Raw genomic sequence first — 13,106 nt, 5'->3', positions numbered from 1 at the left:
GCTATGGAAATTTGAAGCAGTTCAGGCTTTTTATTCGCATTCAATTAAAGATCGGTTTGCCGTCCATGTAAATATTGATAACCCAGTAAAGCGAGTTCAATGGCTAATTTCCGATACGGTTCTTCAAAATCCGCGCCAAGTAATTCCTTCAACCGTTCCAAACGTTTATAAAGCGATTGCCTGGAAATGAAAAGCTTTGCAGCCGCCTCAATCTTGACTGATCCGCAGTTCAAATACATCGTTAATGTCTCCAGATAATCTATTGATTTTTCATTCGGCGGATTCAGCAGACAGCCAATTTGTTCGATGATAAATGATTTGAGACAACCGCTCTTCTCCATCTGATGCAAAGTCTGATAAATATGCAATTCTGAGTAAAAAGGTGATTTCAAGTCCACACGATGTTTTTGTACATCGATCACCGTAAGTGCTTCAGTCACCTGCTTTTTCATGCGGCAAGTGACTGCTCCAATCCGTGATACACCCCAAAGGCCCTTCATCAGGCTTGATTTTTTGGTTAACGAAACGCTAAACTGTTGGAGAGCTGAACCAATAGCTGTTTGGAAAGCTGTTGTACTTCTATTTTCCTTCAAATCAAGAAGAACAGAGATCAACCGATTTTCCAGATTGAGCGTCAAAACAATAATAGAAACGTTACGAAAAGACGTACGCAATGCGATTTTTCGATGCATAGGCTCGGGAACGTCTTCCTCAGAGAAAATATCCCCGCTCGGCTCAAAAACGGCAACCGCACATTGATTAAAAATCATATTGGGGAAAACATGCCAAAGCTGATCCGTGACTTTCTTATCATCAAGCTGATCTTCGAACCAATTTAAGAGCCATTGACCTTCCTGATTCAACTGCTGCTCCTGCCAATACATCAAGCGCATGATTTCTTGACCAACAGCCACGGCAAGCCGATCAATCGCCAGACTGGTAAAGGAATCCGGCAGTCGATCGTGGGGGACAATTACGCTCCCGCAACGTTGATTCATAATAACGATTGGACAGCTGGCTTTTTTGTGGCCCTCTATCGTTAGTGACGGGTCGTCAAAATTTGCCGCATTCGGTACATAGATCGGATTTCCATGCAGAGGGAGATAAGCAACCGCTTTTCCTGTATATGTAAAAAACAATTGCAGTAGTTTGTTGATCCCTTCCCCCCTCAGCAACAGACGATTGAGACTGTTTGAAAAGCTTTCGAGTTCTTCCATGATTTGTTTCTGTCTATTAATGATCAATGTATGAATATCACGTGTGACATCGATATAACGAATATCTGAGTGAACAAGTATAAGAGCGAAATCTGCCGATTCAGCGCGTTGAATCATCTGAGCCGGCATCTGATGAATCACTCTCCCCATTTCAACGACAAGGCCTGACGCTTGACGGCAAATTATCTGGTTCAGAAAATCGACACCCTTCGCCTTGTCTCTACGCCAAGTTAACCCTGTCGTTAGAAGTAGTTCGTTGCCATTCAACAAATCACCGACATCATCCACTTCAAGAACATGAACCCATTCAACAATTCGGTTTAATGCTTTTTCGCTGGCATACACGGTCACGTCACGAAAATAAGGACGCTTCAAAATATCCCTGATGGTCAGCAACTGATTCAATCGTTTCCCTCCCGCACGCCATCTCTCCCGATCATACTACTTTAAAATCAGAAACCATTTTCTGTAGATCAGTAGAGACATAATTCAAATTATCCGTTACCTGTTTCAATCGGGTGACTTCATTGGCAACATCGTGCATCATGTGGATGGACGTCTTGCTATTGGATGCATCGCGCGCTGTTTGTTGCTCAATTTCATCTGCCGACTGATTAATGCTGACCACAACATCGTTAATATCCTTGCTTTGTTTATTGGTAATTTCCAGAAGCCCAGTCATTTTTTCTGCAATATCATTAATTCCTTCTGTAATATATTGGAAGGTCGTCATTGTCTGTTTAATCTTTTCCGTTGAATTTTTGGCTGTTTGATCAGTTGTTTCAATTTTGCTTAATGCTCGATGCGTCTCTTCTTGAATCGTTACAACAAGCTGACGTACTGATCGAGTGGCTTCATCAGTCTGATCAGCGAGCTTGGAAATTTCTTTGGCGACAACGACAAAACCCTTTCCAGCTTCGCCAGCCCGAGCCGCTTCAATCGTGGCATTCAAAGCCAATAGCTGTGTCTGTTCACTGATCCCAGAAATAACCGTCACAACTTTTGTGATCTCGTCAGATCGAGCGTTTAGCGCATGGATATGATCCAAGGTTTCATGCGTTTCATTTCCAAGCTCATTGATAAAGCGAAGTGCTTCCGACGAATCCTGATTGGCAGCAGACGCGCGATCATTGGCTGCTTCTGTTTTACCAGTTACTTGATGAATCACAGCATTCATCTCTTGAATAGAGGATGATAGATCATTGAAGTGATCCCGTGTATTTTGAAAGGCCTGGTTTTGTTTCTTTGAAGTAAGCAGCATCTGATCAACCGTATCGGATACCGTCGACATACTGTCTGAAATGTGTCCAGTCATCTCGGTTACAGTGGCAATCGCTGCTTTGGAAGTGTTGGCCGATCGCCCAACACGTTTTATCATTGTCATCTGGTTATTGACAAATTTGTTGAACCAGCGTGAGAGCTCGCCGATTTCATCATAGCCGGTTTTGTCCAAACGACTGGTCAGATCGCCCTCCCCCTCCGCGATTTCATGCAGGATATCAACAGTCCGGTTAATCGGCTGAACCACCAATTTTCGCGTACTGATGAAAGCGTACAAAGCGAGCAGCAACCATGTGATAATTGAACTAATAATTCCGTATCTATAAGAATAATGATAACCCACAGCATCTATCACAGCCGCTGCTGCTGCGCCCATTGAAAGAATAAACGGCAACCGAAGTTTGAGACTATTGAAGTGATAGATTTCAGCAATGTCACCTTCACACATCATCCCCCAAACTTCATCCGAATGCGGCGGACGAATCAAGGTTCCTTTGCCTCCGACCATGATATGTCGATAATCTGGATAGCCCGGCCAGACATCCAAGTTTTCACCTTTATCCATCGTGTTTTGAATGCCTTGGTGGAGTTTGCCTGTTTCAGGATCAGTAAAACAAATTTCAAATTCCGTATGCTTTTCAATCTTGACCGTTCCCCAATGCTTTGTTCGAACGCCATCCTTGAGATTATCGCCCAAAGTAAACGTGTCATCTTCAAAGCGACTGCGTGAAATAGCCGTTCCCGGTGGTACTTGACGCGACGTTTGAACCATAAACAGATAATTGTCCCCAGAATCCTTATATACATGTGTATCTTCGTCCTGTATCACGTTGCTCATTGTGTCATTCAGAACACGCCCGATAAAAATTCGTTTTCTTCCATCGCCATTTACGGCAGGTACGGAGAACATCAAAGTCACTTCGTCGAAAAATTCATGTTCGGAACAATCAATGTCAAGCGTTCGTTCATCAAGATACGGACCATACATCAGCTTCTCTCCGGCCAATCCTTTCTGATAATTTGGTAAATCTGCAAATGACTGACCAATATGTTGCGGGTACGAGGAAGCAATCGCCATTCCGTTCTCATCAAGAAGCAGAAATTCGATAAAATCACTAGTATCAAGACTATCCTTTAAAATTTTATGTATTTCCGTTCCGCGTTCGTCATAGCTGTACGCAATATGATTCACATTTTCGATTTCGAGCCAGCGATCTTGAAACCATTCTTCCAATGCCCGTTTCCGTCCATTGGAAATACCTTCAAAGACCATCTCAGCTTTACGCGACAGATCTCTGTTTTTTAAATGAAGCAGTTTCAAACCTAGCAAAGTAATTCCCCCAGTCACAAATACCGACATATTCTGACAATTTAAACAAGACTTTATTTTATTATACAAGGATTTTCCCAAAACAATTGATTTTTTCAAAAAAATATTGGGACTTTTGTCTGAAAACGTTTTTTACCACTGATTGATTTTTTCTATTCATCTGTATCCTGAATATTCTATTGCTCTCGTTCATGTATAATAATACATATAATCATATGAATCAGAGGAGAACAGCCGTGCCAATCAGAATACCGAAATTGCTTCCTGCTAAAGAAGTCTTAGAAAATGAAAATATATTTGTCATGGATAATGAACGGGCAGGGACACAGGATATTCGCCCGCTTAATATATTAATCCTAAATCTGATGCCCGAGAAACAGCGTGAAGAAGCCCAGTTACTTCGTCTACTTGGCAATACAGCGCTTCAAGTCAATGTCTCTTTTCTGCGTACGGCAACGCATCAAGCGAAACATACCAGCCAGCTACATCTCGACCAATTCTACACTGTCTTTGATAAAATTCGAGAGAAAAAATTTGATGGTTTGATTATCACTGGCGCACCAGTGGAAAAGTACCCGTTCGAATCTGTTGACTACTGGGATGAACTGAAGCGGATCATGGAATGGTCGAAGACAAACGTTACATCTACTCTGAACATTTGTTGGGGGGCACAAGCTGCTCTTTATTATCACTTTGGTATCGACAAAGTGCTGCTACCAAAGAAATTATCCGGCATTTACAGACACACAGTTCAGAACCCGCGGGAAAAAATATTACGCGGATTTGATGATCAATTTGCCGCCCCGCATTCCCGGTATACAGACGTGGATCGCGAGGAGCTGGCGCAGCATCCAGAGGTCCGAATACTTGCTGCTTCAGAAGAAGCCGGACCGTTTATCCTTTATGCCAATAAGGGCAATCAAATCATGGTCACAGGCCATTTTGAATATGATACGGAAACACTTGCCCTGGAATATCAGCGCGATCTTAAAAAGGGCATCGCTCCGGAGCTTCCTGAGCATTACTTTCCAACAGATGATCCGTTAAGATCTCCCGTGAATACGTGGCGTTCCCACGCGCATCTCTTCTTTTCAAACTGGCTGAACTATTATGTGTATCAAGAAACACCTTATCTATGGGAATAACCAGAAAATGCCTTCCAGCCGGTATAGCCGATACTGGAAGGCATTTTTTTAATTATCTTTTTTAAATCTCGCTTTTATTCTTTGAAAGTATTTCTTTAATGAGAAAAACTTGGCGTAGCCAAGTCCTTTTTGTAACAATGCGCTCCGGCAGCTCGCTGGCACGCTGCCCGCAGGGGTCTCGCGCCTCTGCTGCATTTTTTGCACAAAATTTATACTTGCTTATCTTGTAAAAAATTATTTGGCGTCGTTATGCAACCACGTGTGATCAGCATCAAGAACGGTTGATTCAATCGTACCAACGATATCTTCTTCAACAAGCGCTTTTGCTTGCTTAATCGCGGTATAGACAGCCTCGCACTTCGCAGCACCGTGCACTTTAATGACAGGAGCAGACAGGCCGAACAAAAGAGCACCACCGTAAAGCGAATAGTCCATCCGCGTTTTAAGGGATTTCAGTTTGCCATACATCAAACCAGTCAATACTTTCGTGTACAAAGAACCACTCAGCGTTTCTTTCAGGAGCGACATTAGCGACATCGCTGTTCCTTCGATACTTTTCAAAACCAGATTACCCGAAAAGCCGTCGGCGACCACAACATCGGCAGCGCCTTGCAACAATTCACGCGACTCCACATTGCCGATAAAATTTAGCGGTGCTTCGCTAAGAAGCTGGAAGGCCTTTTTGGTCAGATCATTTCCTTTTCCCGGCTCGGTCCCGATATTTAGCAGACCGATTTTTGGATTCTTACGATGCCAGACTTTTTCAGCATAGATCGAACCCATCATTGCATATTGCAGCAAATTTTCCGGACGACATTCCGCATTCGCACCAACATCGAGAAACAGAAATCCACGGTTTGCGTCTACAGTCGGCAATGTCGGAGCGAGCGCTGGGCGATCAATACCCTTAATTCTTCCAACGCCAAACAATCCAGAAGCCATTAGTGCACCAGTATTGCCGGCAGAAATTGCTGCCGCGCAACGCTTTTCACGCACCTGCTGTACCGCAAGGACCATTGAAGCCTGCTTCTTACGGCGAACGGCTTGCACGGGTGCATCCGTCCCTTCGATTTTTTCAGTTGTGTGAAGAATTTCGATGCGTTCCTGGCTGCCAACGCGTGGTTCCAATTTTTCTTTGTCACCAACGAGCACAAAAGACAAGTCATCGAATTCTTTTGCCGCACGAATAACACCCTCGACGATTGCTTCCGGCGCGTTGTCGCCACCCATCGCATCAATTGCTAATTTCATTCTGGTTCTCTCCTTTTTATTCGAACAAATACGTATTCCTAGTATTTCTTTCATTTTTTCATCGATGTACCATGACATCTAATGATTTAGCCCAATAATCGAATACGCCTATCATTCGATTTCTAACTGTATCATTAAATACGTCATCTGTCCAAATAAAGTTTCGTCCGAGACACGCCTTTTTCTGTCGTTTGGACCATTAATCATTCGACAGTCAGCCTTACGATGTTATCAAAGCCATTTTTTCTCAAGTCTGACCAAAACACAGTATAATAGTAGATAATGACATAAAAAAGTGGAGGCGATATTATGAAAAAAATTTATTACACCGCACTTATTTATATGATTGTCGGCTTGTTATCCGGCATCTATGAACGAGAGTTCACAAAGGCGATGCATTTTACCGGATATTCGATGCTCTCTATTCTGCATACGCATCTACTGATTCTCGGCATGTTCTTTTTTCTTCTGGTGCTCGTGATAGAAAAATCATGGAAACTGACAGAGAACAAGCTATATAATTTGTTCTTCTGGACTTATAATATCGGCGTTACCTGGTCGGTTCTGTTTTTGGCAATACATGGAACAATGACTGTTCTTGGAAAAACAGTCGGTCCGGCTGTCTCTGGTCTCGCCGGCTTTGGCCATATGATCCTGACAGCCGGATTGATCCTCTTTTTTGTACTGCTCAAAGAAAGGATAACCGTCAAAAATTAAGACACCTGTAAAAAGCTGCCTTTACCCTATCCTTTATAAGCGTGTGTAAGATTTCAGAGGAATGAAGTATAAGAAAAACTAGTTTTCCGGCTGCTCGCTTGCCTTAGGTGTCTCACCTATTGCTTTTTGTTCAGAACAACAACATTAAATTTAAACATAGCTTTTTAAAAAGAAAAGGATCAGAGAAGCATTAACTTCTCCGATCCTTTTCTTCATCAAAAATTATTTATCATAAACAGGGGTGCAAGATTCTGCATATTTTGAATTCTTTCCAAGAGTCAATCCGAAGAACAGTTCTTTCAATTTCTTGCAAACTTCACCTTCATGTCCGGTACCAATTGTTCGATGGTCAACAGCAACTACCGGAGTAACTTCCATAGCGGTACCGCTGAAAAATACCTCGTCGGCAGCGTATAGCTCAGTCCTTGAAACACTGCGTTCGACAACTTCCAAGCCCATTTCTTCTTTAGCCAATTTGATTACCAGTTCACGAGTGATTCCTTCAAGAATATTATCAGCTGGGGATGGCGTAACCAGTTTTCCTTTCTTGAATAGGAAGATATTTTCACCTGAACCTTCACAGACGTGGTTGGTATCCGTCAGAAAAATTGCTTCGTCAAAACCAGCGCGTTTCGTCTCAAGCGCAGCGAGCGCTGAGTTCAGATAAGCAGCTGTTGCTTTAGTGCGTGGCGGCAGCTGGTTGTCTGAAAGACGTCTCCAAGAAGTCACGCCAACGCTCAATTCCGATTTGCCTGCGTATTTATTCAACGGTTGAGTGTACATAACAACCTTGACATCTGCATTGTCAAGAGTCGGTCCAATATCCAACGAGTCGTTATAAACAATTGGACGGATATAGGTTGTCTGCCTGCAATTATTCTTTTTCAGTAATTCGATTGTTCCTTGAACAAGCTGATCAACCGTCAGATCAAAATTCAAGTTAACTGTCTTTGCTGACTGTTTCAACCGTTCATAATGTTCCTTCAGTTTAAATCCGTAGAGTTGTTCTTCTTCATCATCCCAATACGCTCGAATGCCTTCAAAGACACCGAGTCCATAGTTGAACGCTTTGCTACGAACACTGATTTTGACATCGTCTTCTTTGACGATGTCGCCTTGGTAAAACACATAAGATTCTGACATGTAAACTCCTCCTTGGTTTTGGGTCAATAACAAATGCTTGAAACGGGAGCTATAATACTATGTACCGTTTCGATTCCAAATAAACTGTTGGAAAAGCATCTGCCTTTATTTTTGTAAATCTATCATAGCATAAATTTGATGCCATATTTTTGCAAAATAGAAATATTTTCATTTTCTAATGATTTTTTTTATTTTTTCGCACTTAATCGATCTATTCGATTCATTACATTAGTCCGCATATTCTGTCATATATTCTTTTTCTCATTCAACCCTTTAGAGGAAAGAATCTTGTCCCTATTCTAGCACAAGAAAAATTGCTAGATGAGTAATTATTCAAAATTTTGTCCTAACGCTCTATTTTCTTGGCTTTGTTACAAAAGGCGCCATCACATATTGCCTTTTTCGTCAGAAAATCAAGATTAAATTTAAACAGAGCTATTTTCTTAAATGATAATCGGACGAGCACTGCACTGAAACAAGGATGCCCCATTAACTTTTGAGGCATCCTTCCCTTGTTCAATAAAAGGTGTTCTCTCGTGACATTATGTGCCTCAAATCTCATGAGTTGTTGCAAATCACCCGAAGCGAGCAAGGTGCAAGCGAGAGGCCGACTGGGAGAAACAGACGCATTGCTTCCAACAAGCGACTCCCTCCAGTTTCATCAAACCGTTCATCCCAATGGACAGGCTGCTCGATACTCGTTGGATTGAGCAGTAACATCGTCCAATATTCTTGTGACCGGAAACGGACAAAGCCAAATAAATCACCAATGGAAAAGGGTAGAAAATCGCCGGATTGTAAATTTAAGTCATGACGTCTCGCTTGCGCCGCCTGGTAGTAAATTTGTTTTATTCGCTGGTTCTCACGACCCCACGGATAAAAGCGACGGTTTTCTGGATCCTTTCCTCCAGTCAGTCCGGCTTCATCGCCATAATAAATACACGGGACACCTGGCAAGGTCATTAACAGCCAAATCGCTAATTTCAATTTTTCTTCATTGCCATTGAATACAGTTAAGATGCGTTCCGTATCATGCGATCCGATGTTATTCATTGCGGCATTGAAAGCCTCTGGCGGATAATTGGACTTCAAGGTTAAAAGCTGCCGTGCGGCACTGCGCGCACTGATCCGCTGTTCGATGAGATCAATAATTAAGTGCCGCACAGGATAGTTCATGGCGCCATGAAGCATGCCGCCTTCGAGATAATGTCGCCTTTTTCCATAAGCGATTTTGTTGGATGCATCCTCCCAGACCTCGCCTATCAGTACTTTCCGGTCATTTCCATTGGAATGCCGATCCACCGCGCGTCGAATACCAGCAATAAAATCATCAGGCAATTCATCAGCGACATCAAGACGCCAACCACCTATACCGGCCTCTGTCCATTGACTGACGATGGACTGATCCGAATCAAAAATAAAATGACGATAGGCAGGCAAATCTTTTTTGACCGTTGGCAAATCATCGACCGCCCACCAACTGTCGTAACTGTCCGGATAGTGATGAAAGGTAAACCAATTGTAATAAGCGGAACGTGTGTCGTTATAGGCGCCACCATTTCCGTATGTGCCAAAGCGATTGAAATAAACACTATCCGCACCGACATGATTAAATACACCATCAAGAATAATGCGGATGTTTAATCTTTTCGCTTTCTTAATTAATTTCTCAAAAATAGGTCGGTCTCCGATCATCGGATCGATTTTTGTAAAGTCAGCGGTATTATACCGATGATTACTACTCGCCTCGAAAATCGGACTGAGATAAAGAATCGTCACACCAAATTGATGCAACTCATGCAACTTATCTATAATCCCTTTTAAATTGCCGCCAAAAAAATCCCAGCGCACAATATGCCCCTTTGAATCGCGGATATAGTAGGGGTCGTCATCTTCAGTAGCATAAATAAATGAATTTTTCTTTGGATTGCTTATTCGATGGAAGGCATTCCCATTATTAAAGCGATCGATAAAAATGTGGTAAATGATCCCATGCGTATACCATTCGGGTGCTGGGTCACTATAAGCGTAACACGTCAGCTGATACTGACTGACCGCCCCTGGATCATCCAAGAGCTGCCCAGCACCGCCGCAATGATCCGCTTGTTTCCCATAATAGTACAGACGCGTTCCACTATCGGTTTGACAAGTGATCCGAAAATGATAAAAATAAAGACCACTTGCGCCTTCCGTCACATATTTTATACGATATTTTATTGGATCTTCGCCGTCCTGAAACATTTCCACATACTCAAAACCGCTACCATCTTTTTGAATAGCCAATTCAACACGTAGCACATGAGCAAAACGAACGTCAATTGCCATAAAAATACTTTTTCCAATTTGTATCGCACCGAACGGACGCCGGTACGCTTCCGACCAAGAATTAAAATAAGCTGAATCAGGCGCCATACATCATTTCCTTCTTCCTCATTGCACGACATCCACACGTATCGATTTTCTTAGGCCGCTCATTCAGTTCAAAAGTTCGCCTGCATCCGGCCGATAGGCGACATCCCATATATCATTAGCATATTGCAAAACGGTATAATCCGATGAGAAGACACCGGCACCGGCAATATTGATCAATGCCATCCGCTGCCATGTCAGCGGATCACGATAGAGTTTATCAATTTTTTTCTGAGCTGCGACATACTCGTCGAAATCTCGCAGCACAAAGTATTCGTCGCCATAATTGACAAGTGAATTAAATATGTCCCGTCCCTCTGTTTCTGCATCAGGAATCGTTCCGTCAATTAATGTATTGAGTACGCGCTGCAGTACCGGATTGTTTTCATAATAGTCGTGTGAATGGTAGGACCCATCCTGGTAATATTGGTAAACTTCCTTATCAGTCAATCCAAATATGATAATATTTTCCGAACCCACACGATCGCGAATTTCGACATTAGCGCCATCTAGTGTCGCCAGGGTTACAGCACCGTTGAGCATCAACTTCATATTGCTCGTTCCAGAAGCCTCTTTTGAAGCAAGCGAGATTTGTTCACTGACATCTGCTGCAGGAATAATTTTCTCGGCAAGCGACACCCCATAGTTTTCGATAAATACGATTTTCAATTTATTGTTGATCGATGCGTCATGATTAATCAATTCTGCTACTGAATTAATCAATTTGATAATTTCTTTGGCGTACGTATAGCTTGGTGCCGCCTTGGCTCCGAAAATGAAAACGCGTGGGTGAATGTCCGTTTTCGGATCTTCTTTTAAATCCAGATACAGCTTTAAAATATGCAGCAAATTCAGCAATTGCCTTTTATAGGCATGAAGTCGTTTAATCTGCACATCAAAAATTGCATCTGGATCGACTTCGATTTTCAGGGCATCCAATACGTATTCGGCAAAATGGGCTTTATTAATTCGCTTGATTTCCGCAAGTTCTTTCAATGTTTCTTCATCATTTCGAAAAGCTTTCAGCATCTTCAATTCAGTTAGCGTCTTCTCCCAGTCGTTGCCGATTTTTTCGTTAATCAGCTCACGCAGTGGTTCGTTTGCAAGCATCAGCCAGCGTCTCTGTGTGATGCCATTTGTTTTATTATTAAAACGAGACGGGTAAATCAAGAAAAAATCATGAAGCACCTTCTCTTTTAAGATAGCCGTATGCAGTTTGGCTACGCCATTAATGCTGTGACTGCCGATGATTGCCAGATGTGCCATCTTAACATGTCCGCCTTCGATGATTCGTGTTCGCTCAATCTTGCCAGTTGAATGGAGCGCCGCCATTTTTTCCACATAGCGTCTGTCGATTTCCGAAATAATTTGATAGACACGGGGCAGAAGTGAACTGATCATGTCGATTGGCCATTTCTCCAGTGCCTCAGACATGATTGTATGATTCGTATAACTCATCACATTGATTGTGATATTCCACGCATGTTCCCAGTCTAAATGCTCTTCATCAAGCAGAAGACGCATCAGTTCAGGAATGCATAAAGCAGGATGTGTATCATTGATGTGTATTGCTACTTTTTCCGCCAAATGATTAATGCTAAGTCCCATTTTCTTATAGTGGCGGATGATGCTCTGGATACCCGCCGAGACAAAGAAATACTCTTGTTTGAGACGTAGCAAACGCCCCTCGTAATTCGAATCGTCCGGATACAGTACTTCCGATATACTCTCAATACGATTTCTGCGCTGAATATACGACCAATAGTCCATTGCCTCATCTTGCGCCGGCAATTCTGCTGACCAAAGCCGTAACGTATTCACGGTATTATTGCCATAACCAATAATTGGTGTATCATAAGGAACGGCTAAAACCCGTTCTGTATTTTCATAATGCGGCAGCATATACCCATTGACCGTTTCCTCAAGCCATACTTTTCCATAGAATGAAACGGTAACCGCCATATTCATCCGTCTCGTTTCCCAGACGTTGCCGTTCTGCAGCCAGTTTTCCGGCAATTCCACTTGATAGCCGTTGACAAACTTCTGCTTGAACAGCCCATATTTAAAGCGAATGCCATTACCATGCCCAGGAATTTCACATGTCGCCATTGAATCAATAAAACAGGCAGCAAGACGTCCAAGCCCACCATTTCCAAGCCCTGGATCCGCTTCAATTTGCACAATTTTTTCTAAATCAATACCGAGTTCCTTTAATCCGCCGCGCACAGTCTCCAGAATACCGAGATTCAGCAAATTACTTTTCAACATTCGCCCAAGCAAGAATTCCATTGAAAAATAATAAGCTTGCTTTTTTTCTTTTTTCATATAAAGTCGATTCGTACTGCTCCAATTTTTGGCACAATACGAGCGGACAAGGTTGCCTAGAGCGAAATATTGCTCGGTATCCTCCGATTGCGCAACATCCATGGAATAAAGCTCAGTTAGCATTCTTTTAAAATCCTCTTTAAACCTTTTCTTAGTCAAGTCCATGAATCTACCATCCTTTACTTCTGGAGCGTCTTTTGCGGCAATCGGTATCTTTCAGAGGACAGTTGTGGGCTCCTTGAGTAGATCCAGCCGTTCTCTTACGCAGCAAAATATCAGTTTAGTATG

The 13,106-nt window shown here is 42.6% G+C and carries 8 protein-coding genes; 2 read left to right on the top strand and 6 right to left on the bottom strand.

From position 1 onward, the window contains the following. Window positions 1-44: 44 nt before the first annotated feature. Together JOC27_RS07965 and JOC27_RS07960 are read right to left on the bottom strand one after the other, a co-directional pair. Window positions 45-1,622 carry a PucR family transcriptional regulator gene (locus JOC27_RS07965; protein ID WP_205006756.1) on the bottom strand — a complete coding sequence of 526 codons (1,578 nt, stop codon included), beginning with the start codon at window positions 1,620-1,622 and terminating at the stop codon, window positions 45-47. Window positions 1,623-1,653: 31 nt separating this feature from the next. Further along, window positions 1,654-3,828 (bottom strand): methyl-accepting chemotaxis protein, encoded by a 2,175-nt coding sequence (locus JOC27_RS07960; protein ID WP_205006755.1) that lies wholly within the window; start codon window positions 3,826-3,828, stop codon window positions 1,654-1,656. A gap of 236 nt (window positions 3,829-4,064) precedes the next feature. On the opposite strand from JOC27_RS07960, the gene metA reads away from it, so the two are divergent. Continuing rightward, window positions 4,065-4,973, top strand: coding sequence for a homoserine O-acetyltransferase MetA (metA, locus tag JOC27_RS07955; protein ID WP_205006754.1), 909 nt, complete (start codon window positions 4,065-4,067; stop codon window positions 4,971-4,973). Between the two features lie 234 nt (window positions 4,974-5,207). On the opposite strand, the gene plsX is transcribed toward metA, so the two are convergent. Then, window positions 5,208-6,224 carry a phosphate acyltransferase PlsX gene (gene plsX / locus JOC27_RS07950; RefSeq protein ID WP_205006753.1) on the bottom strand — a complete coding sequence of 339 codons (1,017 nt, stop codon included), beginning with the start codon at window positions 6,222-6,224 and terminating at the stop codon, window positions 5,208-5,210. Between the two features lie 309 nt (window positions 6,225-6,533). On the opposite strand from plsX, the gene JOC27_RS07945 reads away from it, so the two are divergent. Continuing rightward, window positions 6,534-6,941 carry a DUF2871 domain-containing protein gene (locus JOC27_RS07945; protein WP_205006752.1) on the top strand — a complete coding sequence of 136 codons (408 nt, stop codon included), beginning with the start codon at window positions 6,534-6,536 and terminating at the stop codon, window positions 6,939-6,941. A 222-nt stretch (window positions 6,942-7,163) separates the two neighbouring features. Here JOC27_RS07945 and JOC27_RS07940 read toward each other — a convergent pair whose 3' ends face one another. The 3 genes from JOC27_RS07940 to JOC27_RS07930 form a co-directional block, all read right to left on the bottom strand. Further along, window positions 7,164-8,084, bottom strand: a complete 921-nt coding sequence (locus tag JOC27_RS07940) for a branched-chain amino acid transaminase (protein ID WP_205006751.1) — start codon at window positions 8,082-8,084, stop codon at window positions 7,164-7,166. A gap of 558 nt (window positions 8,085-8,642) precedes the next feature. After that, on the bottom strand, window positions 8,643-10,496 hold the full coding sequence (locus JOC27_RS07935; RefSeq protein WP_205006750.1) for a glycoside hydrolase family 13 protein: 1,854 nt from the start codon (window positions 10,494-10,496) through the stop codon (window positions 8,643-8,645). A gap of 63 nt (window positions 10,497-10,559) precedes the next feature. Beyond that, window positions 10,560-12,983 (bottom strand): glycogen/starch/alpha-glucan phosphorylase, encoded by a 2,424-nt coding sequence (locus JOC27_RS07930; protein WP_205006749.1) that lies wholly within the window; start codon window positions 12,981-12,983, stop codon window positions 10,560-10,562. Window positions 12,984-13,106: the final 123 nt, after the last annotated feature.

The organism is Sporolactobacillus spathodeae (assembly GCF_016908935.1).
Classification (GTDB): domain Bacteria; phylum Bacillota; class Bacilli; order Bacillales; family Sporolactobacillaceae; genus Sporolactobacillus; species Sporolactobacillus spathodeae.
The sequence above is the reverse complement of the archived record's forward strand: the minus strand, read 5'-3'. Positions and strand labels throughout refer to the sequence as shown.

What these genes read in the sequence shown, in the direction of transcription:
- plsX (WP_205006753.1), bottom strand. Translation starts at nt 6,224, where the DNA reads ATGAAATTAGCAATTGATGCGATGGGTGGCGACAACGCGCCGGAAGCA.
- JOC27_RS07945 (WP_205006752.1), top strand. Translation starts at nt 6,534, where the DNA reads ATGAAAAAAATTTATTACACCGCACTTATTTATATGATTGTCGGCTTG.
- JOC27_RS07940 (WP_205006751.1), bottom strand. Translation starts at nt 8,084, where the DNA reads ATGTCAGAATCTTATGTGTTTTACCAAGGCGACATCGTCAAAGAAGAC.
- JOC27_RS07935 (WP_205006750.1), bottom strand. Translation starts at nt 10,496, where the DNA reads ATGGCGCCTGATTCAGCTTATTTTAATTCTTGGTCGGAAGCGTACCGG.
- JOC27_RS07930 (WP_205006749.1), bottom strand. Translation starts at nt 12,983, where the DNA reads ATGGACTTGACTAAGAAAAGGTTTAAAGAGGATTTTAAAAGAATGCTA.